Origin of the sequence: Halomonas sp. KM072 (assembly GCF_050710315.1) — a bacterium.
In the GTDB taxonomy this organism is placed as follows: Bacteria; Pseudomonadota; Gammaproteobacteria; order Pseudomonadales; family Halomonadaceae; genus Vreelandella; species Vreelandella hamiltonii.
In genome coordinates this window covers 593,136-616,817 of the sequence record NZ_CP136132.1, presented here as the reverse complement: position 1 = coordinate 616,817, position 23,682 = coordinate 593,136, and the positions used below count along the sequence as shown (strand labels likewise).

Below are 23,682 nucleotides of genomic sequence, written 5' to 3'. Positions count from 1 at the left end.
CAATAACAGAAAAGAGTTCCTGACCGAAACGTCAAGATGTGTGTCGTATTACTGATATTCCGAGGGGTCGATGGCCTTGCCAAGCGAGTTGCGATCGATCCAGTTGCCCCCTTTGGTTTCCTTGTAACGGAACACGACCTTGTCGCCAATGGCGACAGGTAATTCCGCATCTTCTGTCTGGTAGCTGTACTGCTCCCCTTCCACTACCAAGTGGTAGCGGTAGAGATCGGGCATCCCCAACCACTCTTTGAAGGGACCTTCACGCTCTAACGACTGGAGCTCACCCCGACCTTCCAGCTTGGGAAGCCGCTTACGGTTACCGCGCCTAAAACCACCTGCCATGCGTTACTCCTGTCTATCTACCAATGCGATTGACCCACGCTTCTCATCCCGCCCTTCCAGTGAGGGTTACCCAGACGACTCAGCCAACGGGGAGCGCATTATACGTGCTCCCCCCTCAGCCTCAAGTCAATCGCCGAAGGCTTCACCGTAACCATCCGGCGCCAGGTCTTCGAAGCGCGTGTATTTGCCTATGAAGGCCATGTGTACCGTCCCGATGGGACCATTACGCTGCTTACCAATGATCAGTTCGGCCAGACCCTGGTTGTCCGGGTTATCGCGGTTATACACTTCGTCGCGATATACGAAGGCAATGACGTCTGCGTCCTGCTCGATCGCGCCCGAGTTATGGCTCACGATGCCATCCGCTAGCCAGCACGCGTCACCGGGGACGGTCAAATCGAAGACCTCTTCTTCACCGCAAGGGCGTATCTCGACGATTTGGTCCCAAAAGAGATCGCTGGAGGCAATCTGTGTCAAAGCCACATCGCCCAGCGCATCTGCATAGCTGCCAAGGGCTTCCCGGGAAGGAGCAAAGCTAAAATGGGACGAGCCACCATAAGATATGCCACGCATTGCAGCCATTTTCCGATGACTCACGCCTTTAGCAAGCATGGCCTGTTTGACATGCTCGAACACCTCCTGGGGCAAGGTATCGATATTGGTGTTCGCCACGACGGATGCCGCTTTCAGCGGTGCTAACGACGCCACCTGATGCCCAAAAGCCCCAATTTTCTGTGCAAAGCGCTGCTGTTGATCGCTTCCCGATACGTCAGCGGTATACCAACCACTCCCCTCTCCTGACACGACATGGCGGATTCGGGTCACAAGACCGAAACGTAACAGCAGAGCGCTGACATCATCGATAAGGCGACGGCTAACCGTAGAGAAATAGACGCGTGTGCGCCCATTTTTATCTGTCGTAATGCTGCCGTCGGTGGCCCACAAATGACGTATGAACAGCGCGAGCTGCTGATCGGACAGTCTGAAAATTTCACCTGGAATATACTTTTCTGCAGAGCGCTGCCCAAAGATACCCAGCGATTTCAACCAGGCGCCCACTCCTTGGGCGTGCCAGCGATTGCCATTGCCAGCAATGACGAGTTGATGCCAGTTACCGCGTCCCGCATGGCGAGTCACCGTCGAACCAAACTGCTCTGCGCAGCGCGTCACAACGTCGCTATTCGCTTCACTAGCGGTGGTATAGCGCAGCGGCTGCCCTTTGACATAGCTGCCGTCACCCAGCAAATGGGCCAGCAGGATAAGCGCATGTTCCTCCCACACGACCGGATGCTCAGGCTGCGCTAACTGCCTGGCCAAGGCGATACGATCCCCCACCTTGAGCTCGGCCACCGTTTTCCAATCCCATAGCGCTTTCAATCGATGCTTGGCTGTTGCACGTATACGCCGTCCACTAGCCAAACAAACCTCGAATACTGGCTTGGTGCCCACTGACCACACCAAATCCGTCGTCGAGCGGCGCAGCTTGCCATCTTCACCCAGCGATATGACGTCCGGCGTTTGCCCGACCAGATCACCAATCGGCAACCGCTCTCCGGTTGCCAGCATCACCCGCGTGTCTCCCGTGACACACTCACGCAAATCCGACATGACCGGGCGCTTGTTGGGGCGCTGCTCCAGCGAGCGGTTCAGCTGGGAAAGCGCCACCACCGGACACTGGAACTCCTTGGCCAGGCCTTTCAGCGAACGCGAAATTTCCGAGATCTCGCCCGTGCGGTTTTCGTTAAAGCCAGGAATCTGCATCAACTGCAGATAGTCGATCATGATCAAGGCGATATTGCCGTGCTCACGCACCACCCGGCGCAGCCGTGAGCGCATCTCATTGGGTGACAAGGCTGCCGTGTCATCGATGAACAGCTGCTTGTCTTTCAGCAAGTTCACCGCCGAGGTCAGCCGCGGCCAATCTTCGTCTTCCAACTGACCCGAACGCACGCGGGTCTGATCGATACGCCCCAATGACGAGAGCACACGCAGCATCAGCGATTCGGCGGGCATCTCCATGGAAAACACCATCACCGGCTTGTCACTGGAAATGACCGCATGCTCGACCAGGTTCATGGCGAAGGTGGTCTTGCCCATCGAGGGCCGCCCGGCAATGATGACCAGATCGGAAGGCTGCAGGCCCGAGGTCATCTCATCCAGATCACGAAAGCCGGTGGAAAGGCCGGTCATTTCCCCTTTCAGGTTGAACAGCTCATCGATCCGATCCACGGCCTTGGTGAGCAGGTCACTCATGCCAATGGGGCCACCGGTCTTGGGCCGCTCTTCGGCAATCTGGAACACCAGCCGCTCGGCCTCGTTGAGCAGCTCGTCGGCGGGCCTGCCCTGAGGCGAAAAAGCCCCTTCGGCAATCTGGTTGGCCGCCCGAATGAGCTTACGCAGCGTGGCACGCTCACGGACGATATCGGCATAGGCGCGTATGTTGCTGGCCGAAGGCGTGTTACGCGCCAGCTCGGCCAGGAAACTCAGCCCGCCCACCGTATCCAGCTGGTCACGGGCTTCCAGCGCCTCGGAAAGGGTCACGACGTCCAGCGGTTGGCCCGATTCGGCCAGATGTGTCATCACATTGAACACCAGCCGGTGTTCATAGCGGTAAAAATCGTCGGCCACCAGACGCTCGGAGACGTTGTCCCACGCCTGGTTGTCCAGCATGAGCCCGCCTAACACCGACTGCTCCGCTTCCAATGAATGCGGTGGCAGTTTTAACGCTGCCGTTTCCTGATCAGCAGAAGGCTGGTCCTGCATTGCGAGCTCCTTAACAATTACCCGATAGCCAACGGCGCTTATCTTAGCCGTGCGGCTCGGATAACACCACTGGCCCCCACGTAAAGGGAGGGCTTTATCAGCCTGCTGTGTCGCCCCTTGCCAACAGAGCCACAGGGCCTAAAAAGACAAAGGGCGCGGGAGAACCCGCGCCCTTTGAGGCGTCAGCGTTGGCGAGTATGATTACTCGGCGACAACGACCACGCGTACAACGGCGTCCACTTCTGCATGCAGGCGGAGGTCGATGTCGTATTCGCCAGTTTGACGAATCGGGCCTTGCGGCATACGCACTTCGCTCTTGGCGACGTCGATTCCAGCAGAGGAGATCGCGTCGGCCAGGTCACGAGGACCGATAGAGCCGAACAGCTTGCCTTCGTCGCCTGCCTTGGACACCAACGACAGTTCGATGTCGTTGAGTTGCTCGGCACGCGCCTGGGCTTCTGCCTTACGCTCAGCGGCTTGCGCTTCGAGCTCGGCACGCTGCGCTTCGAACGCTTCGATGTTGTCCTTGGTGGCCGGTACGGCTAAGCCGTAAGGCACCAGGTAGTTACGACCATAACCAGGCTTGACAGTGACCTTGTCACCCAGGCCGCCCAGCTTACCAATCTTGTCGAGCAGAATGACTTCCATCTCGTAAACCTCTTGTCAGTTGCTGCGGGCAAGGCGTGCGCGAACGTTCGCAAATGTATCGATCAGCCCCAACAGCAGCACAATGAGAATCGTGGGCCAGGTCGTGATCAGCAGCACATAAAATGCCACCAGCCACAGCCCGTTCATCCCCTTTATTCCAATAAAACCATGCACCAACGCAATACCGGCAATCAGCAGCGGAACCCAGCACAGCATCGCCAGTGCCTGCGCACCAAGCGCCATGCCTGCCACTCCCAGCACCACCAGAACGACAAGTTCACGGGGGCTCAGGCGCAACGCATGAAACTCTTCGCGAAAGCCACCGGGGTTGTACAGCCCGGCTTGCCAGCTGCGGGCCAGCGCCAGGCAGATAATGGCGGCCAGCAACACGACCAAGCCCGTCACACCACCGATGACCATGGCAGCCAAGGCCGTTGTATCGACGCCCTGATTGGCGAACTCGGTGAGCATGCGGTCGATCTCCGCAGAGCTCTCCCGCAGCTGCTCCAGCATGAGCTGCGTTCCCCCTGGCGGGCTGAAGATGCCCAGCTGAACCATGACCGCGGCAGCCAATGTGCCCACGATCAAGGCTTCGCTCCAGCGCATCCGCTCGCGCAGGATGACGGACATCAGCGTGACCAGCAGAACGCTGGCCAGTGGTATCACATCACCTTGTGCCCACCAGAAACCGGCAGGCAGAGCAGCGGCGATGATGACCGGCAGCGCAGGAGCGAACCCCTTGCGCAAGGTCACCAGTGCGGCAATGGCGGCGCCTAGCCAAAACAGCCAGGGCACCAGCGATGCCAGGGCCGCTCCGCCTACGGCATAGGGCGTTCCGCGCATCAGCCATCTTGCCAGTGCCAGCATCACGTTAAACGCTTACTGATGGCTATCGGAGTAGGGCAGCAGTGCCAGGTAGCGTGAACGCTTGATAGCGGTCGCCAGCTGACGCTGATAGCGTGCTTTGGTGCCGGTGATACGGCTCGGAACGATCTTGCCGGTTTCCGTGATGTAAGCCTTCAGCGTGTCGAGATCTTTGTAGTCGATCTGCTTGACGCCTTCAGCAGTGAAGCGGCAAAACTTGCGGCGACGGAAAAAACGTGCCATGGACTAGCTCCTTAAAACGTGCAGTGGATAGAATCAGGCAGTTTCTTCAGCTTCAGCGCGCGGCTTTTCTTCGCGACGCGGACGCTTTTCTTCTGCCGGCTTCATCATCGGAGAAGCTTCGGTAACGGCTTCCTTGCAGCGCACAACCAGGCTGCGGATGATGGCGTCGTTGAAGCGGAAGATGTTCTCGATTTCTTCGAGAGTCTCGCCGGTGCACTCAACGTTCATCAGCACGTAGTGGGCTTTGTGGATCTTGTTGATCGGGTAAGCCAGGTGACGACGGCCCCAATCTTCCAGACGATGCACAGTACCGCCGCTTTCGGTGACGATGCTGGTGTAGCGCTCGACCATTGCCGGTACTTGCTCGCTCTGATCCGGGTGGACCATGAACACGATTTCATAATGACGCATGGAATCTCCTTGCGGTTTGGCAGCTTCCTGAGTGTGCCGGAGCATATGCTCTGACAGCGACTGGGAAGCAAGGAGTTGACTGAAATGCCCTTGGCAAGCCACGTATGGCTGAAAAGAACATCAAGCAGATAAAACCAGTGTCGTAGAGGGTTACCAATACGAACGCCCGCTTATGTATAAACGGGCGCAAGCATTCTAGTGGGACGGAGGCTAACTTGCAAGCTGCCGCTGACGCACCGCTTCAAACAGACAGATTCCGGCAGCCACCGAGACATTCAGGCTAGATACCTGCCCCGCCATGGGCAGCTTGGCCAGATGATCACACGCTTCCCGCGTCAACCGGCGCAACCCCTTGCCTTCGGCACCCATCACCAGCGCGGTCGGGCCGGTGAAGTCGATATCGAATACGCTGACCTGTGCCTCACCGGCGGTGCCGGTGATCCACACGTCCTCTTCCTTGAGCCTGGCCAGCGTGCGCGCCAGATTGGTGACCTGATAGACCGGCACCACCTCTGCGGCACCACAGGCGACTTTTCTGACCGTGGCGTTGAGCGGCGCCGCCTTGTCCTTGGCTACAATCACTCCATGGGCACCCGAGGCATCGGCACTGCGCAGGCACGCGCCAAAGTTATGCACGTCGGTGACGCCATCCAGCACCAGCAGCAAAGGAGGCGTATCCGACGGCCAGGCGCGGAGCTTGAGCCACAAAGACTCCTCTCCTTCTGCCGTCAAGGGGGCACAGAAAGCAACCACCCCCTGATGCGCCGCCCCTTGGGTCAACTGATCGAGCACGTCACGCGGCTGCTCCTTGACCGCCGCACCGCTGGCTCGGGCATCGGCCACCAGCGTTTGCAAACGCTGACCTGCGCCCTGCTGCACCCACAGCTCCTTGGGCGACTTGCCCCGTGCCAGCAGGCTCTCCAGGGCATGCACTCCATAGACGTGATCCAGGCCATCAGGCGTACGGACAGGAGTGCGTGTAGCCGGGCGCGGGCTACGTCGAGACGACGCCGATTTCATGCTCAACCCTTTTTCGAAGATGGTTTACGCGACCCGCTGCGCGTACGGCGCGGGCCACGACGGGCGGGCTGCTCACCGGCAGTCGCCTTTGCTCCTGCTCCAGCGCCTTTTTCACCAGAGCTTTCACTACGACGCTTGCGCGGCTGACGCTGCGGGCGCGGCTTGTCATCGGCAAGACCGAAGTCGATCTTGCGATCATCCATGTCCACCCGCGCCACCTGGACGGTCAGGCCATCGCCCAGGCGATACGTGGTGCCGGTGCGCTCACCCTTGAGACGATGCTTTTCGGCTTCATAGTGGTAGTAGTCGGAAGGCAGTGACGTGACGTGCACCAGCCCTTCCACAAAGAAGTCATCGAGACGCACGAAGAGCCCGAACTGGGTCACCGAGGCGATGGTGCCCTCAAAGGTTTCGCCCAGCTTGTCCGACATGAATTCGCACTTGAGCCAGCTCTCCACGTCACGGGTGGCTTCATCGGCCCGCCGCTCGGTCATGGAGCAGTGTTCGCCCAGCTCCAGCATCTGCTCGAAGGTGTAGGGGCACCACTTGCTCGGCGGATCCACCGGCGCACCCTCTACCCGCACCACGGTGGCGGTCTGACGCGGCCCGCGAATCACCGAGCGAATGGCCCGATGCACCAGCAGGTCAGGATAGCGCCGAATGGGCGACGTGAAATGGGCATAGGCCTGGTAAGCAAGACCGAAGTGCCCCTCGTTCTGCGGCGAATAGACCGCCTGGTTCATCGAGCGCAGCATCACGGTCTGGATGATGTCGGCATCCGGGCGGTCGGCAATCGCTTCCCGCAGTGCCTGGTAATCCTGAGGCGTCGGCTCGTCGCCACCGCCCAACGAAAGCCCCAGCTCACTCAGGAACAGGCGCAGCTTGTCGAGCCGCTCAGGCGTTGGACGCTCGTGGATACGATACAGCGCCGGCAGGTCGTGCTTGTCGAGGAAACGCGCCGTCGCCACGTTGGCGGCCAGCATGCACTCCTCGATCAGCTTGTGGGCATCGTTACGGCTGCGCGGCACGATCTTCTCGATCTTGCGCTCTTCATTGAAGATGATCGCCGTTTCCGTGGTATCGAAGTCGATCGCCCCACGCTCCTCCCGGGCAGCGCGCAGCAGGCCGTACAGCTCATGCAGGTTCTTGAGCGGCTTGACCAGCTCGGCGTGCTCCCGACGCAGCGCCTCCCCTTCTTCACTCTCGCCGTCCAGCATGGCCGCCACCTTGTTATAGGTGAGTCGGGCATGGGAATTCATCACGGCTTCATAGAAGGAGTAGCGGCTGATGGCACCGGTCTTGGAAATGTTCATTTCGCACACCATCACCAGCCGGTCGACGTGCGGATTCAATGAACAAAGACCGTTGGAAAGCAGCTCGGGCAGCATGGGCACCACTTGCCCCGGGAAGTAGACCGAGTTGCCGCGGGTGCGCGCTTCGTCATCCAGCGCGGTACCAGGGCGCACATAATGAGAAACGTCGGCAATCGCGACGATCAGCTTCCAGCTACCGGACTTGGTCTTCCAGGCACACACCGCATCGTCGAAATCCTTGGCGGATTCGTCGTCGATGGTCACCAGCGGAAGGTCGCGCAGATCGACGCGGTGCTGCTTGTCGGCTTCCAGCACTTCAGCGGAGATTTCGCTGATCTGATCTAATACCTCCGGCGGAAACTCGGCGGGAATGTCGTAGCTGCGGATGGCGATATCGATTTCCATGCCGGGGTCCATACGTTCCCCCAGCACTTCGATCACTTCACCCACCGGCTGAACCCGCGTGGCGGGCTGCTGGACGATCCTGGCAGAGATCACCTGACCATCCTTGGCACCACCGCTGGCGGTGTGCGGGATGATCACTTCCTGGGTAATCCGCGGGTTTTCGGGAATGAGAATCCCGAATTCCGGCGTATTGCTGCGGTATACGCCCACCATTGTCTCGGTATTGCGGGCAATCACTTCGGCAATCGTGGCTTCGTCGCGGCCGCGACGGTCTCGCCCACTGATGCGCACCAGCACATGGTCTCCGTGGAAGACGCGACGCATCTGACGAGGCGGCAGCAGCAGGTCCGGCTTCTTGCCATCATCACGCAGCACGAAGCCAAACCCATCCCGATGGCCCAGCACCTTGCCCTTGATCAGGTCGAGTTTGTCGATCAGTGCATAGGCGCCTCGACGGTCGCGCAGCACTTGGCCGTCGCGCTCCATGGCCGCCATACGCCGACGCACCGCTTCCAGATGGTCTTCGTCTTCGATGCCCAGCATGCGGCTCATGTTTTCATGGGTAATCGGCTTGCCATAGCTTTCCAGGGCAGCCAACAGGTATTCACGGCTAGGAGCCGGGTTATCGTAATTCTTCGCCTCGCGCTCGGCGTGCGGATCATCACTCAACGTCCAGTACTTCATGCGATCAACATCCTTGATAACGGTTGCGGGAGGCGAACAAAAAGCGCGGGCAGCGTGCACTGCGGGCGAAAGGCATGTGCGCCTCGAAGGGCGTCGTGTTCAACTAACGATGAGTTGAAATAAGTCATGTTTTGTTTGGTCATGGGCGCAGTATAGCGCCGCCCGTTCAATCACCCAACCACTTGGGGCTGCAAACCCGGGTTTTTTACATTAAAAAAAACACCCAGGGGCTTGCATTTAGCCACAGCCTCGGTATCATACGCGCCACTTGCCCAGATGGCGGAATTGGTAGACGCGCTAGCTTCAGGTGCTAGTGACCGTATGGTCGTGGAGGTTCAAGTCCTCTTCTGGGCACCATCTGTTTCATGTTATCCCCTTTCATGAACCAGAACGGTGCGGCGGCAAGTAAAGCAGTGAAAGAAAGGCAGTACGTTCGTGTTCGCCCAGGTGGCGGAATTGGTAGACGCGCTAGCTTCAGGTGCTAGTGACCGTATGGTCGTGGAGGTTCAAGTCCTCTCCTGGGCACCATGCGAACACCGACGTAATGGCTGAATGTATAGTGAAAGCAGTAAAGCAGTGAAAGAGTCGATACGCCCAGGTGGCGGAATTGGTAGACGCGCTAGCTTCAGGTGCTAGTGTCCGTACGGACGTGGAGGTTCAAGTCCTCTCCTGGGCACCACCGATGCCCCCGTATCGCTCTTGCTTTCGTATTATCCCCTCTGATGTCTTTCTATCTGTGTATTGTCCCTCATTAGTCGCCCTCTTTTGGCGCACTCTCATCTGTATGCTTTTATTCTCTGATTCCCTTTTGCTCTGATACTTTTTCTTCCCCACCATTTCTCTTCTACCTGCCTTCTCTTCTACCTGCCTTCTCCTCTGCCTGTTTATCTCATACGCATCGAGCCCATGCCGTTCGAGTATTGCCGTGTCTGCGCTCAAGCAGCAGGCCAGGGCAACGCCTTGGCCTGCCAAAATGCAGCGTACCGGACTACTACTGGAACCGACCTGGGCGACGAGATACCTCCTCCAGCGCCCACCCCTGGGTGCGCAGCTCACCTTCCAGCACGGCTTCAAGCTGGGGTGAGAGGTTCGGGAAGAAATTCAGCCCGGTGCGGGCTTCGATCTCATCAATGGTCACCAGGTAGTCGTTCAGCGGCTCATTGCCCTGCACGTCTTGAGGCATGATGAACGCCAGCGCCAGAGGCGCCTCATCATGGGGTGCCACGATGATCTTGTAAAAGGCTTCGGGTATTTCCACCCACCCCACGCGGTTGAAAACGTTATCCATGAAGCGCTCGGGGTAGACCGGCCCAGTAATCACCTGCAAGCGATCGAAACGCGGCGCAAAGTGATCCATGACGGAGGCTTCGAGCCGCTGCCAGAGCTGGCGATTCAGATTCGGCCGCTGGGGAAGCATGTTGCTCATCAAGAACGTGTCCACCTGCGCGCTGCGCCCATGCACGGCAGCAATGGCGTAGTTGGGCGCCAGATGTCCTCTGTCGTAGCCACTGCCGGAATAGCTATCGGTACTCACCGGCCACAGCATGCGCCAGTCTGGCTGGAAATTGGGCCTGGGCCCAATACGCATATCCTCAGGCACGGCCTCTACCTGGTAGCTGACCCACAACGCCCCCACCCGTACATCCGACCACCCCACTAAAAAGCCATCGTTACGCAGTACACGGTGCAGGCTGGTAGGGTGCAATGTTTCCCAAGTGGGCACGCCCATCCAGGTATAAGCCTGCTGGTGCTGGCGCCCTTGATACTCCCACAAGCCCGTACCGACCAGCACGAACAGCACGGCAATGCCCAAGCGTCGCCCCTGACGACGCCAGCGCAAAAGTGATTTAGCCAACGGAGGACTCCCCTGCTACCTTTCAAGACACCTTGTCAGCGGCGTTTCATCATTCGTTTCATCGGCTTTGCAAAGCCGGGGCGTTACCAACCAACGGAAAACATGGTTTCCAGGTCATGGCGTGAGTGAACCTGCATGGCGTTCAGCGTCTCGGTATCGCTGATGCCTTCCACGGCATTCAACCGCTCGGTCACCAGCTCGGCCAGGCTTTCGAAATCGCGGGTGCGCGCAATGGCCACCAGATCGTAACGGCCGCAGGTGGAGTACACCTCACTGATACCTTCCACATCGGCCAGGCGTTCGGCCACGGCCTTGATCTGGCCTTTTTCGGTATTGATCAGGATGACTGCGCTTTGCATGGCGTCCTCGCAAATGAGTGGCGGTAAGATGAATATTGCACGACGCAGCGAGTATAGCAGCCTGCCCGCCGGGGCCAAGCCTTGCCGGCCAGCGTGGCCAATTGTCGCGCTTTTCATAAGGTTATTCGCACTAATTTTACGCTTGCGCTAGCATGTACTAGAGATCTCCAGCAGCGTTTCGCTGTCGGAGTTTTATAGAGGTGGCCCACCACCCGATCACCGTAGCACACCGTCAGACCGTGACGATAAGGAGACACCATGGCTAATCAGAGCCGTCGTAAGTTCATGCGTAACAGCGTGCTGGGGCTTGCTGCCCTGCCGTTTGGTGCGGGTATCCTGTCGAAAACTGCTTTTGCTCAGGAGCTGCCCCGTCTGGACCCGTCCTCACCGACAGCCCAGGCACTGAACTACGTTGAAAATGCCAGCGACGCCAGCGACCACCCGGCTTTCGAAGAGGGTGAACTGTGCTCCAACTGCATGTTTTTCGTGGAAGGCACCGAAGGCTGCCAGCTGTTCCCGGAAAACAGTGTCGAGCCGGACGGCTGGTGCCAGTCCTGGACCGCACAAGGCTGATACCCTGGACCCCGCACTCGCCGCGGGGTCACTGTTTTCAGGGATGGTTTTCCTTGTTCTCTTCTTCTACCGGCCACTGGTAGCGGCGAGTCACCCGCCCCTCGTCCAGCGACACCAGGTGCACCGGAAACCCCCACAGCTGCTGAAGGTGACGAATCACCGGATACACGCTTCTGGCCAGCGGACGACGATGGTCCTGAACGTGATGCAGCGTCAGGGAACGATCCCCTCGAATGGCGGCCTCCACCACTTGAATGTTGGGCTCGCGTACCGATAGCGCATACTGGGTCGATAGCGCATCGCGCACCCGCCGATACCCCCGCTCGTCATGAATCGCCGCCACTTCCAACATTTCCGACTGGTCGTCGTCGACGATCATGAACAGCTTCAGGTCACGCATCACCTTGGGCGATAGAAACTGCTGAATGAACGACTCGTCCTTGAAGTTACGCATGGCGAACTCCAGCGTGTCTCGCCAGGGGCTACCGGCAATGTCCGGAAACCATTCGCGATCTTCGGCGGTAGGGTCTTCGCAGATACGCTTGATATCCATGAACATCGCAAAGCCCAGCGCGTAGGGGTTCAGGCCGCTGTAGTAAGGGCTATCGAACCCCGGCTGATTGATGACCGCCGCGTGGGACTGCAGAAACTCCAGCATCAGCCCTTCGTCTACCTTGCCCTCGTCATAGAGCCGATTCATCAGAGTGTAGTGCCAGAAGCACGCCCAGCCCTCATTCATTACCTGGGTTTGCCTCTGAGGGTAGAAGTACTGCGCCAGCTTGCGCACGATGCGCACGATCTCCCGCTGCCAGGGGGCCAGCAGCGGGGCGTTCTTCTCGATGAAGTAGAGCAGGTTCTCCTGGGGCTCCGAGGGGTAGCGCCCGCCACTGTGCAGCCCTAGCGGGTCATCGTCGCTGTGCAGCGCCCCGGGTAGCGGCACGGCACCCGTCGGCGGCTCGGGAATGGTACGCCAGAGCATGTTGACCTGGGTTTGCAGGTAGGCCTCTCGCTCCTCCTGGCGCTTGGCCTCCTCCTCGGCCGACATGGGCGAAGGCCGCTTGTAACGGTCGACCCCGTAGTTCTGCAGGGCGTGGCAAGCGTCCAGCAGTTGCTCCACGGCGTGGGAACCGTGGCGTTCTTCGCACTGGGCGATGTACTTGCGGGCAAATACCAGATAATCGACGATGGACTCGGCATCGGTCCAGGTACGAAACAGGTAGTTGCCCTTGAAGAACGAGTTATGGCCGTAGCAGGCGTGGGCAATCACCAGCACCTGCATCATCAACGTGTTCTCCTCCATCAGGTAAGCGATACAGGGGTTGGAGTTGATCACCAATTCGTAGGCCAGGCCCATCTGGCCCCGCTTGTAGGCCTGTTCCACGGCCAGAAACTGCTTGCCAAACGACCAATGATGGTAGCCCACCGGCATCCCCACGCTGGCGTAGGCATCCATCATCTGCTCGGTGGTGATCACTTCTATCTGATTGGGATAGGTATCCAGCCGATACTCGTCAGCCAGCCGCGCCAGCTCTTCGTCAAAGCGCTCCAGAATCCCGAAGTTCCAGTCGGAACCCGTCGCGATGGGGTTGCGGTCGACACTCATGGCCCACTCCTTAACGCGCGCTAGCGCTCCTGGCTCAAGCGGCGCTTGAACAACTCACGGAAGACGGGATAGATATCCCCGGCATTGACGATCTGGCGCATGGCAAAACGCTCGGGAAACTGGGCAGCCACGGTTTCATACTCATGCCACAGCGACTGATGATCATGGGGAGTGATCTCCACGTAGGCGTAATACTGCAGCTGCGGCATCAGCTGCTTGACCAGCAGGTCGCGGCAGATATTGGAGTCATCGTCCCAGTTGTCGCCGTCGGAGGCCTGGGCCACGTATAGATTCCACTGGCCCGCCGGGTAGCGCTTTTCGATGATCTTGTTCACCAGCGTCAGCGCGCTGGAGACGATGGTTCCGCCGGTTTCGCGGGAGTAGAAGAACTCCTCCTCGTTGACCTCCCGAGCGGCAGTATGGTGGCGCACGAACACCAGCTCGACCTTTTCGTAGTGCTTCTCCAGAAACAGGTAGAGCAGCAGGAAAAACCGCTTGGCGATATCCTTGTGGTTCTGGGTCATCGAGCCGGAAACGTCCATCACGCAAAACATCACTGCCTGGCTCGAGGGTTGTGGCTGGGCGGCGAGTTGGTGATAGCGCAGGTCGTAGGTATCGATGAACGGAATCGCCTCGATGCGCTTCTCCAGCCGCTCCACCTCGGCCTTGAGCTCCGCCACTCGGGCCGGGTTGCGCAGCACGGGGTCCTTGCGCTCTTCCGCCGCCAGCGCCTCTTCAGCCTCTTTCAAGGCCCGTTTGATGGGGGCGCGCATGGCAATGCGGCGGGCGTAGGCTTCGCGCATGGAGCGGGTAATGCTGATGCGCGAAGGCACGCCGTCACGGGCCAGCCCGGCCCGCACCATCTTGATCTCTTCCAGCGACTTCAAGGGCTTGCGCTGCAAGTGTGGCAGCTCCAGGCCGTCGAAGACGAATTCCAGAAACTCCTCGCGGCTGAGGGTGAAGGCAAACTCGTCGTTGCCCTCCCCCTGGTTGGACGCCCCGCCTTCTCCCGCGCCGCCACCGCTGCCCTGCCCACCGGGGCGACGAATCTTGTCCCCTTGCAGAAACTCCTTGTTGCCGGGAGAAACGATGGTGCGGGCGCCGCCGCTGCCGTGCTGGAACACCGGCTCGGAGATGTCTCGGGCAGGAATCGAGATTTTCTCGCCGCGCTCCATGTCGGTGATGGAACGACGGTTCACGGCTTCCTCGACCGAACGCTTGATGTGCTTGCGGTAACGCTCCAGAAAGCGCTGCCGATTGACCGCGCTCTTGTGCTTGGCGTTAGGTCTGCGATCAATGAAGTAGGTCATTCGACCTCCTTGATACCTCAGGCGGGAGCGCTGAACATCCGCGCCCGCCCATCGTGAGGGTCACCCCTGCAACCGGCTGGTTACTGGGACTTGCGAACGCGCAGATACCACTCGGAAAGCAAACGCACCTGCTTTTCGGTATAGCCGCGGTCCACCATGCGCGCCACGAAATCCTCGTGTTTCTTCTGATCGGACCTGGATGCCTTGGCGTTGAACGAGATGACCGGCAAAAGCTCCTCGGTATTGGCAAACATCTTGTGCTCGATGACGCCCTTGAGCTTCTCATAGGACTGCCAGCTGGGGTTCATGCCGTTGTTCTGCGCCCGCGCCCGCAGCACGAAGTTGACCACTTCATGACGGAAGTCCTTGGGATTGGAGATCCCGGCCGGTTTTTCGATCTTCTCCAGCTCTTCGTTCAGCGACTGGCGGTTCAACAGCTCGCCGGTTTCGGGGTCGCGGTACTCCTGATCCTGAATCCAGAAGTCGGCATAGGTCACATAGCGGTCGAAAATGTTCTGACCATACTCGCTGTAGGACTCCAGGTACGCGGTCTGAATCTCCTTGCCGATGAAATCCACGTAACGCGGGGCCAGAAACTCCTTGATGAAGCCCAGATAGCGCTCGAACACCTCCGACGGCAGCTGCTCCCGCTCCAGCGCCTGCTCCAGCACGTACAGCAGATGGACCGGGTTGGCTGCCACTTCCTGGCTGTCGAAGTTGAACACCCGCGAAAGGATCTTGAAGGCAAAGCGGGTAGACAGCCCCTGCATGCCTTCATCGACGCCCGCTGCGTCGCGGTACTCCTGAATGGACTTGGCGCGGGGGTCGGTATCCTTGAGGTTGTCGCCGTCATAGACCCGCATCTTGGAGTAGATACTGGAGTTTTCAGGCACTTTCAGCCGGGACAGCACGGAGAACTGGGCCAGCATGCGCAGCGTATCCGGGGCGCAAGGCGCGGCGCTCAGGGACGAGTCTTCGAGCAGTTTCTGGTAGATCTTGATCTCTTCGGAGACGCGCAGGCAGTAAGGCACCTTGACGATGTACACACGGTCGAGGAACGCCTCGTTATTGCGGTTGTTGCGGAAGGCTTGCCATTCGGATTCGTTGGAGTGGGCCAGAATGACGCCATCGAAGGGGATCGCGCCCATGCCTTCGGTGGGGTTGTAGTTCCCCTCCTGGGTGGCGGTCAGCAGCGGATGCAGCACTTTGATGGGTGCCTTGAACATCTCCACGAACTCCATCAGGCCTTGGTTGGCGCGGCACAGCCCGCCCGAGAAGCTGTAGGCATCCGGGTCGTCCTGAGAGTAGAGCTCCAGCTGGCGGATATCCACCTTGCCCACCAGCGAGGAGATATCCTGGTTGTTCTCGTCACCGGGTTCGGTCTTGGAGATGGCGATCTGGTTCAAGCGCGACGGATAGAGCCGCACCACGCGGAATTGGGAGATATCCCCACCGTACTCCTTCAAACGCTTGGCGGCCCAAGGTGACATGACGCTGCGCAAGTAGCGGCTGGCAATACCGTACTCCTGCTCCAGCAGCTTGCCGTCCTCTTCCGGTGAAAACAGCCCCAGCGGGGATTCGTACACTGGCGAGCCCTTGATGGCGTAAAACGGGATACGTTCCATGAGCAGTTTCAGACGCTCGGCCAGCGACGATTTGCCGCCGCCCACCGGCCCCAGCAGATAGAGGATCTGCTTGCGCTCTTCCAGGCCCTGGGCCGCGTGGCGGAAGTAGGCCACGATCTGCTCGATGGCCTCTTCCATGCCATGAAATTCGGCAAACGCAGGGTAACGGCGAATCACCTTGTTGGAAAAGATACGTGACAGACGCGGGTCTTTCGCCGTGTCGATCACTTCAGGCTCGCCTATGGCTTCCAGCATGCGCTCGGCGGCGCTGGCATACACCTTGGGATCACGGCGGCACAGCGCCAGATACTCCTCCAGGCTCATGTCCTCTTGCTGAACGCGGGCAAAACGGTCTTGAACGTGATCAAAGATGCTCATGGAACTCTCCTGTGGCCCATCCCCGGCAGCCATCGCCTGACCCAAATTCCCAGGCCGCCTGCCGTGCGAAGTGTCGCTCTATCAGCGTAGTCAGCATTAGCAAAATGTGATGACTAAACCTTCAACGCAGCGCTGTTAACGATATGAGCACAGCAACAGGGGTTTAGTTGCGTGAAATGTTGTGGCAACTCCACAACGCAACGCGCCGCCTGAGAAGGCGGCGCTTGAGAGCTTAACGTCAGAGCAGTTTTTAGCGGCGGTATTGTTCAAGCACGAACGTCAAGCACCGCTTTCACATCTGCCAACAGCTGGTCCAACAATTCAACGGTAGTGTTCCAGGCGCAGACAAACCGTGCCCCGCCTGCACCAATAAAGGTGTAGAAGGTCCATCCTTTGGCTTTCAACGCTTCGATAGCGTGAGGAGGTAATTCAACGAACACACTGTTGGCTTCGGTGGGGAACATCAGCGAGACGCCAGGCAGCGCCTGCAACCCTTCCGACAAGTATCGGGCCATGGCGTTGGCGTGCTCGGCATTGGTCAACCAGGCGCCGCTTTCCAGCAGGCCCAGCCAGGGCGCCGAGACGTAGCGCATCTTGGAGGCGAGCTGGCCCGCCTGCTTGCAGCGGTAGGAAAAATCCTCCGCCAGCTCGCGGTTGAAGAACAGGATGGCTTCGCCAAACGCCAGACCGTTTTTGGTGCCCGAGAAACACAGTGCATCGACGCCCACTTGCCAGGTCAACTCTGCGGGTGAGGCGTTCAAGCTGGCACAAGCATTGGCAAAGCGTGCACCGTCCATGTGCAGCCGAAGGTCATGCTTATCTGCCATGGCGCGAATGGCCAGCAGCTCTTCGCGGGAGTAAACGGTGCCGACTTCGGTGGCTTGGGTGAGCGATACCACCTTCGGTTTCGGGTAGTGGATATCGCTGCGCTTGGTCACTAGCGCTTCAATCCCTTGCGGCGTGAGTTTGCCGTTCGCTCCCGGCGAGGTCAGCAGCTTGGCACCGTTGGAGAAGAACTCCGGCCCACCGCACTCATCGGTTTCAATATGCGCCAGCTCATGGCAAATCACGCTGTGGTAGCTGCGCCCCATCGCGGAGAGCGCCAGTGAGTTGGCTGCAGTGCCGTTGAACACGAAAAATACGTCACAATCGTAGTCGAACATTTCACGAAAACGGTCGGCGGCGCGGGCGGTCCAGCGGTCGTTGCCGTAGGCTAAATCATCGGCCTGATTGGCTTCGAGTAAGTACTGCATCGCCTCCGGGCAGATACCGGAGGTGTTGTCACTGGCTAAAAATCGTGGGGTACACTCCGAGAGCATGACGATAATCCTTTTGTCTGACGGTCGTGCGGCGCAGGCTGGGTGCCACCCGCGCCTTAAATCCCTAACGTGGCTTAGTAGTTAGGGTGATCCATCAGTCTATCGCCATTTTAGCGTGAACGTCACGCCCCCACGCGAGTTACAGCGAGGCCGCCAGCCGGGTGCCTTGATCAATAGCGCGCTTGGCATCCAATTCGGCCGCTTCATCTGCGCCGCCAATCACATGCACGCGGCTACCCGCTTGGGCCAGCGGCGAAATCAAGTCGCGTACCGACTCTTGGCCTGCGCACACCACAATGGTGTCCACCTCGACCACCTGCTCTTGCCCTTCGCGGCGGATGTGTAAGCCCGCATCGTCGATGCGCACATACTCGCAGCCGGCCAGTGTTTCTACGCCACGCTGCTTTAACGAGGCACGATGCACCCAACCCGTGGTTTTACCCAGGTTTTTGCCTGGCTTAGAGCTTTTTCGCTGCAGCATCACAATGCTGCGCGGTGAACGTGGCGGCTGCGGCGCTTTTAAGCCGCCCCGTTCGCCCACTGCTAAATCCACGCCCCACTCATCGCACCATGCGGCCACCTCCATGGTGGGGTGCCCCTCGTGGGAAAGCAGCTCCGAAACATCAAAACCAATGCCGCCTGCCCCAATCACCGCCACGCGCTTGCCTACTCGTTCAGGCTGCTCAATGGCGTCTGCATAGCTCAGCACGCTGGGGTGGTCGGCCCCAGGTAACGCCAGTTCACGGGGCACCACCCCCGTGGCAATCACGATTTCGTCAAAATCTGCCAGGGCGCCTACAGTGGCTTCGGTGTTTAAGCGCACGTCCACCGCGTGCTTTTCGAGCATGACGCGGAAGTAGCGCAGAGTTTCGTTAAACTCTTCTTTACCGGGGATTTTGCGAGCGTAGTTAAACTGCCCACCCAACTCGCTGCGCCGCTCAAAGAGCACCACGGCATGCCCACGACTGGCCGCCGCTACTGCTGTGGCAAGCCCCGCTGGGCCGCCGCCTACCACCGCTACCCGCTTAGGTGTTTGCGCAGGCGCCAGGGTGATCTCGGTTTCGTGGCAGGCACGGGGGTTGACCAAGCAGGAAGTCAGCTTGCCCATAAAGGTGTGATCCAAGCAGGCCTGGTTACAGGCGATGCAGGTATTGATCTCCTTCGCCAAGCCCGCCTCGGCTTTACGCACCCACTCGGGGTCAGCCAAAAACGGACGCGCCATCGACACCATATCCGCATGGCCCTCGGCCAGTACGCGCTCGGCCACCTCCGGCATATTGATACGGTTGGTGGTAATCAGCGGAATCGACAGCGCCGCGCGAATGCGGCGGGTGACTTCGGTAAACGCGGCCCGGGGCACGCTGGTCACGATGGTCGGCACCCGTGCCTCGTGCCAGCCAATGCCGGTATTGATGACGTTCGCGCCAGCGGCTTCAATGGCCTGGCCCAGTTGTACGACCTCTTCCCAGGAGCTGCCCTCTTCCACCAGATCAATCATCGACAGGCGGAAGATCAGCAGGAAGCGCTCGCCAACCGCTTGGCGAATACGCTTGACGATCTCGACAGGGAAACGCATACGCCGCTCAAAATCGCCGCCCCAGTCGTCGTCACGCTGGTTGGTGCGGCGGCAAATAAACTGGTTGATCAAATAGCCTTCCGAGCCCATGACCTCTACGCCGTCGTAGCCCGCCTGCTGGGCGAGCGTAGCGCAGCGAACATAGTCGGCAATCTGCTGCTCTACCTCTTCACTGGAGAGCGCTCGGGGGATGAACGGGTTGATGGGGGCTTGCAGCGCCGAGGGGGCCACCAGCTCTGGTGAGTAAGCGTAGCGCCCGGCGTGCAAAATTTGCATGCATAGGTGCCCACCGGCAGCATGTACCGCGTCGACAACATGGCGATGCTCCGCCACTTGAGACTCCTCTGTCAGCGCGTTGGCACCTTGAAATACCGCCCCTTCGGCATTGGGCGCAATGCCACCCGTCACAATCAGGCTTACCCCTGCACGCGCGCGCTCTGCATAGAACGCTGCCAAGCGCTCAAAGCCATTCGGCGCTTCTTCTAAATTGGTGTGCATGGACCCCATCAATACGCGGTTAGGCAGCGTTAAATGTCCCACGGTTAATGGACGAAATAGGTGCGGATAAGCTGGCGCTTGGTGCATCACGGTGCTCCTTCACTGTTATTAGTACGGCGGGCAATCAATGGCTTGCCACTCACATTCAAACAAGCGTATGACATAGCGCTGGCTACGTACAGACTTTTACCACGCAACTGTATCGCCTTTTTATCCAGACGATAGTCGCTATATCGACTACTTCCCCCCTTGCCCCTGGCGGCAAAGCGCGTCACATTAACCGGCTAACGATAAGGGATTGTTTTAAGGGAATGCGCTATGCCATTGATCTACTTCTTGCCCCCACTGGCCACCGTACTGATATGGTCCGGCAATATGACCATCAACCAGTTGACGGTCGGCGCCATCGCGCCCAGCAGTATCGCCTTTTTACGCTGGCTGCTGGCGCTGGTGGTCATGACCCCTTTCGTGCTGCCTGCGGTATTGCGTCACCGCGACGAGATTCGCCGCAACTGGCTGAAGCTGGCGCTGCTTGGGCTGCTGGGCATGGGCCTGTGGCAGGGGCTTGCCTACGTGGCAGCCGAAACCACCACCGCCACCAATATGGGCATTCTGGCGGCCATGGTGCCCCTGCTGACGGTACTGCTCAGCGCGCTGATTCTGCGTGAGCCCCCCACGATGGGCGGCGTGGCAGGCGGCGTGCTGGCCTTCATTGGCGTGACGGTACTGCTGGGGCGTGGCAACCCGCTGTCGTTGCTGCAACTGCAGGTGGCCCAGGGCGACGCGCTGATGGTGGTGGCAGCCACCTGCTATGCGCTGTATGGCGTCATGCTGAAACGCTGGGCCATGAACCTTCCGCCCTGGGTGATGCTTTACGCCCAGGTCTGCTTTGCCGTCCTGTTCCTGCTGCCCTCGTACCTGTTGGGCCCCATGACCCCAGTGGATAGCAGCAACGTCTGGCTGATCCTCTACGCGGGCATTCCGGCCTCGGTGATCACTACCTTCCTGTGGATGCGGGCCGTCCGTCAGATCGGGGCCAACCAGTCGAGTATTTTCATCAACCTGATGCCCTTGTTCAGCGCCCTGATTGCCATGGCGTTTTTGGGTGAGCGGGTAGCGGGCTTCCACTTCATTGGCGGGCTGCTGATCCTGGCAGGCGTGATCATGGCGCAGACCTTGACCCGCCCTCTGGTCAGCCGCGTGGCGGCCAGTAAAACGAGCAGCGCCCAGCAATGATACAATAAGCTAACTTCATTCGCTGAATGGGAACCCCTGACCTATGTCCCTGGAAGACCTGCACCTCAATCTGCGTAACCTCACCAGCGACGACTACGATCAGTTGAAGTCGCTGATGGACGCGGTGTATCACGACATTGGTGGCGCTTGGCCCAAGCACACCATCGATAAGCTGATCCAAGAATTTCCTGATGGTCAGATTGCTATCGAGGACGATGGCGTGCTGGTCGGCGTGGCGCTCACCGTGCAGGTGGATTATGACGAGTTCTCCAACCCGCACAAATACGACGATTTGATCGGCCATCGTGAAATCATCCTGAACGATCCGGAAGGCGATGCCATGTACGGGCTGGATGTACTGATCCACCCAGACTATCGCGGCTACCGCCTGGGCCGCCGCCTATACGAAGCGCGTAAAGAGCTGTGCCGTTCGCTCAACCTGCGCGCCATTCTCGCGGGCGGGAGGATTCCCGAGTATCACCAGCACGCCAGCGAGCTAACCCCGGCCCAGTACATCGACAAAGTCTCCCGCAAGGAGATTTACGACCCGATTCTGTCGTTCCAGCTTGCCAACGACTTCCAGGTCAAACGTCTGTTACGCAAGTACCTGCCGGAAGACGAGCAGTCCCGAGGCTACGCCACGCTGTTGGAATGGAACAATATTCTGTTCGAGCCCGCTGAAAACGTGCTGGACACTCGCCCCACTCAGGTACGCGTGGGCGCGGTGCAGTGGCAAATGCGTGAGTTCGCCTCCGTGGAGGCTGCGCTGCAGCAAATCGAGTATTTCGTCGATGCGTTGTCAGATTATCAGAGCGACTTTGCCGTTTTCCCGGAGCTGTTCACCACGCCACTCATGGGGCTTCAGGACCGAGCTGCCCAAAAAGACCAAACGGCGGCCATTCGCTTTTTGGCAGGCTTTACCGACCGCTTCAAGAGCGAGCTGTCGCGGATGGCGGTGTCCTACAACATCAACATCGTCGGAGGTTCGATGATCGAGGTGGGTGAGGACGACCGCCTCTACAATGTGGCTTACCTGTTCCATCGGGACGGCGAGGTGGAGAAACAGTCCAAGCTGCATATCACCCCGCAGGAGCGGCGCGACTGGGTGATCGAAGGCGGCGACGATCTGCAGGTGTTCGATACCGATGCAGGCCGTGTCGGCATCCTGATCTGCTACGACGTGGAATTCCCGGAACTGGGCCGCCTGCTGGCCGACCAGGACATGGACATTCTGTTCGTGCCGTTCTGGGTCGACACCAAAAATGGCTACCTGCGTGTGCGACACTGCGCTCAGGCGCGGGCTATCGAGAACGAGTGCTACGTGGTCATCTGCGGAAGCGTCGGCAACCTGCCGTCCATCGAGAACCTGGATATCCAGTATGCCCAGTCGGCGGTATTCACCCCCTCCGACTTTGCTTTCCCCCATGACGCAGTGCTGGCCGAAACCACGCCCAACACCGAGATGATCATCTTCTCGGACCTGGACTTGACCCGCCTGACCGTAGTGCGTGCAGAAGGCTCGGTGACCAACCTCAAGGACCGCCGCAAGGATCTCTTCGACCTGCGCTGGCGGGACTGGTCGCTGAAGTCCGGCGCCAAACGGGAAGAGTAAGCCCTCGGCCGCCGTGATGGCTTTTTATTGAGCATCTTGCCTAGCGTTGCACCTGGCATGAGATGCCAAAACGGCTGTGCTAATCCGGCCATACCAGATGGGCGGGCACCCTGCCCTTGGCATCGAACACCACGCCCTCGTCACGCAACTTCTGGTGCTGGCGCGCCGCGCCGCCATGGTCGGCCAGCGTCAGCGATGCCGCAATCACTCGGTGCCAGGGCACCTGGTGCCCCTCGGGCAAGTGTCGCATGGCAGACCCCACCATACGCGGCGTGGCCCCTTCCGTCATGCTGGCCACGCGCCCATAAGTGGTCACCCGCCCCGCTGGGATCTGATCGACGATGGTATAGATCTGTTCCAACAGCTCGGGACGTGGCATGGCTACCTCGAGTGCGTGAACTCCAAGGTGAGATGGCTTACAGGCCATCCACCAATTGATCGATGGCCTGGAAGGCTTCTTTCAGTGCGCTATCACGCTGGGCGTCACCCATGTTGAGGCCTTCCGCAAACACCACGTCCACATCGCTAATGCCCATCAGGCCCAGCATGGTTTTCAGGTGCGGCGTTTGGCTATCGAACTCGGTGCCCGCGTATTGACCGCCACGAGCGGCCAGAATGATAGCCCGCTTGCCTTCGATCAGCCCCTGGGGGCCGTTTTCGGTGTAGCGGAAGGTTTCACCGGCGCGCAGCACGCGGTCAAACCACGCTTTCAGCTGTGACGGAATGCCCAGGTTGTACATCGGCACCGCCAGTACCAGCACGTCATTAGCGCGCAGCTCTGCCAGCAGCTCATCAGAGTGAGCGGCAAGCGCCTGCTGTTCAACGGTACGCTCTTCAGCGGGGGTCTGCCAAGCGCCTAACTCTTCAATGGCGAGGTGCGGAAGCGCGTTGGCGACCACATCGCGGTGGGTAACGGCGACGCCATCGCGTGTAGCGGCTTGCTGTTGAAAATGAGTCGCCAGCGCATTGGACTGGCCGTTGTCGCCGAGAATAGAAGAGGTCACTAAAAGGGCACGAGTGGTCATGAAAAATCCTTAAAAATCAG

Annotated in this window: 20 protein-coding genes and 3 tRNA genes; 6 read left to right on the top strand and 17 right to left on the bottom strand. The window is 59.3% G+C overall.

All coding sequences use genetic code 11. From position 1 onward, the window contains the following. Positions 1 to 48 precede the first annotated feature (48 nt). From RVM26_RS02895 to rnr, 8 genes are all read right to left on the bottom strand, one after another. On the bottom strand, positions 49 to 342 hold the full coding sequence (locus RVM26_RS02895) for a hypothetical protein (RefSeq protein WP_498940673.1): 294 nt from the start codon (positions 340 to 342) through the stop codon (positions 49 to 51). Between the two features lie 126 nt (positions 343 to 468). Then, positions 469 to 3,123: a replicative DNA helicase gene (locus tag RVM26_RS02890; RefSeq protein ID WP_498941700.1), complete on the bottom strand. Its 2,655-nt coding sequence runs from the start codon at positions 3,121 to 3,123 to the stop codon at positions 469 to 471. A 183-nt stretch (positions 3,124 to 3,306) separates the two neighbouring features. Beyond that, a complete protein-coding gene (gene rplI, locus RVM26_RS02885; protein WP_498940672.1) occupies positions 3,307 to 3,753 on the bottom strand; it encodes a bL9 family ribosomal protein in 447 nt (148 codons plus the stop codon). 15 nt (positions 3,754 to 3,768) lie between these two features. Further along, positions 3,769 to 4,620 carry a hypothetical protein gene (locus tag RVM26_RS02880; protein WP_498941699.1) on the bottom strand — a complete coding sequence of 284 codons (852 nt, stop codon included), beginning with the start codon at positions 4,618 to 4,620 and terminating at the stop codon, positions 3,769 to 3,771. Positions 4,621 to 4,632: 12 nt separating this feature from the next. After that, positions 4,633 to 4,860 (bottom strand): 30S ribosomal protein S18, encoded by a 228-nt coding sequence (gene rpsR, locus RVM26_RS02875; protein WP_009097135.1) that lies wholly within the window; start codon positions 4,858 to 4,860, stop codon positions 4,633 to 4,635. 33 nt (positions 4,861 to 4,893) lie between these two features. After that, positions 4,894 to 5,271, bottom strand: a complete 378-nt coding sequence (gene rpsF, locus RVM26_RS02870; protein ID WP_016916554.1) for a 30S ribosomal protein S6 — start codon at positions 5,269 to 5,271, stop codon at positions 4,894 to 4,896. Between the two features lie 210 nt (positions 5,272 to 5,481). Next, entirely contained in the window at positions 5,482 to 6,291 is an 810-nt protein-coding gene (gene rlmB, locus RVM26_RS02865) for an SPOUT family RNA methyltransferase (protein WP_498940670.1), read from the bottom strand. Between the two features lie 2 nt (positions 6,292 to 6,293). After that, positions 6,294 to 8,693: a ribonuclease R family protein gene (gene rnr, locus RVM26_RS02860; protein WP_498940668.1), complete on the bottom strand. Its 2,400-nt coding sequence runs from the start codon at positions 8,691 to 8,693 to the stop codon at positions 6,294 to 6,296. A gap of 270 nt (positions 8,694 to 8,963) precedes the next feature. On the opposite strand from rnr, the gene RVM26_RS02855 reads away from it, so the two are divergent. The 3 genes from RVM26_RS02855 (at position 8,964) to RVM26_RS02845 (ending at position 9,372) form a co-directional block, all read left to right on the top strand. Then, positions 8,964 to 9,050, top strand: a tRNA-Leu gene (locus RVM26_RS02855). Positions 9,051 to 9,134: 84 nt separating this feature from the next. Continuing rightward, positions 9,135 to 9,221: transfer RNA gene (locus RVM26_RS02850), tRNA-Leu, on the top strand. A gap of 64 nt (positions 9,222 to 9,285) precedes the next feature. Then, a tRNA-Leu gene (locus RVM26_RS02845) sits at positions 9,286 to 9,372 on the top strand. Positions 9,373 to 9,684: 312 nt separating this feature from the next. Here RVM26_RS02845 and RVM26_RS02840 read toward each other — a convergent pair. Then, positions 9,685 to 10,548: a DNA/RNA non-specific endonuclease gene (locus RVM26_RS02840; protein WP_227407781.1), complete on the bottom strand. Its 864-nt coding sequence runs from the start codon at positions 10,546 to 10,548 to the stop codon at positions 9,685 to 9,687. Between the two features lie 83 nt (positions 10,549 to 10,631). Next, complete coding sequence (locus RVM26_RS02835) at positions 10,632 to 10,907, bottom strand: Lrp/AsnC family transcriptional regulator (RefSeq protein WP_026002022.1); 276 nt, start codon at positions 10,905 to 10,907, stop codon at positions 10,632 to 10,634. A gap of 258 nt (positions 10,908 to 11,165) precedes the next feature. On the opposite strand from RVM26_RS02835, the gene RVM26_RS02830 reads away from it, so the two are divergent. Next, entirely contained in the window at positions 11,166 to 11,480 is a 315-nt protein-coding gene (locus RVM26_RS02830) for a high-potential iron-sulfur protein (RefSeq protein WP_039181982.1), read from the top strand. 37 nt (positions 11,481 to 11,517) lie between these two features. Here RVM26_RS02830 and RVM26_RS02825 read toward each other — a convergent pair whose 3' ends face one another. From RVM26_RS02825 to RVM26_RS02805, 5 genes are all read right to left on the bottom strand, one after another. Then, entirely contained in the window at positions 11,518 to 13,083 is a 1,566-nt protein-coding gene (locus RVM26_RS02825) for a SpoVR family protein (protein WP_039181979.1), read from the bottom strand. Between the two features lie 20 nt (positions 13,084 to 13,103). Continuing rightward, positions 13,104 to 14,393 carry a YeaH/YhbH family protein gene (locus RVM26_RS02820; protein ID WP_498940665.1) on the bottom strand — a complete coding sequence of 430 codons (1,290 nt, stop codon included), beginning with the start codon at positions 14,391 to 14,393 and terminating at the stop codon, positions 13,104 to 13,106. Between the two features lie 80 nt (positions 14,394 to 14,473). Further along, complete coding sequence (locus RVM26_RS02815; protein ID WP_498940663.1) at positions 14,474 to 16,396, bottom strand: PrkA family serine protein kinase; 1,923 nt, start codon at positions 16,394 to 16,396, stop codon at positions 14,474 to 14,476. 266 nt (positions 16,397 to 16,662) lie between these two features. Further along, on the bottom strand, positions 16,663 to 17,715 hold the full coding sequence (locus tag RVM26_RS02810) for a threonine aldolase family protein (protein WP_498940662.1): 1,053 nt from the start codon (positions 17,713 to 17,715) through the stop codon (positions 16,663 to 16,665). A 139-nt stretch (positions 17,716 to 17,854) separates the two neighbouring features. Beyond that, positions 17,855 to 19,876, bottom strand: a complete 2,022-nt coding sequence (locus tag RVM26_RS02805; RefSeq protein ID WP_287808334.1) for an FAD-dependent oxidoreductase — start codon at positions 19,874 to 19,876, stop codon at positions 17,855 to 17,857. 231 nt (positions 19,877 to 20,107) lie between these two features. Here RVM26_RS02805 and RVM26_RS02800 point away from each other — a divergent pair, with 231 nt between their 5' ends. Continuing rightward, positions 20,108 to 21,025 carry a DMT family transporter gene (locus tag RVM26_RS02800; protein WP_287808335.1) on the top strand — a complete coding sequence of 306 codons (918 nt, stop codon included), beginning with the start codon at positions 20,108 to 20,110 and terminating at the stop codon, positions 21,023 to 21,025. Between the two features lie 43 nt (positions 21,026 to 21,068). Next, the gene (locus RVM26_RS02795; RefSeq protein WP_287808336.1) at positions 21,069 to 22,637 is read left to right on the top strand and encodes a GNAT family N-acetyltransferase; all 1,569 of its coding nucleotides are present in this window, start codon (positions 21,069 to 21,071) and stop codon (positions 22,635 to 22,637) included. 79 nt (positions 22,638 to 22,716) lie between these two features. On the opposite strand, the gene RVM26_RS02790 is transcribed toward RVM26_RS02795, so the two are convergent. Beyond that, entirely contained in the window at positions 22,717 to 23,016 is a 300-nt protein-coding gene (locus RVM26_RS02790; RefSeq protein WP_016916542.1) for an MGMT family protein, read from the bottom strand. A gap of 37 nt (positions 23,017 to 23,053) precedes the next feature. After that, a complete protein-coding gene (locus RVM26_RS02785; protein ID WP_498940659.1) occupies positions 23,054 to 23,662 on the bottom strand; it encodes an FMN-dependent NADH-azoreductase in 609 nt (202 codons plus the stop codon). Between the last annotated feature and the right edge of the window lie 20 nt (positions 23,663 to 23,682).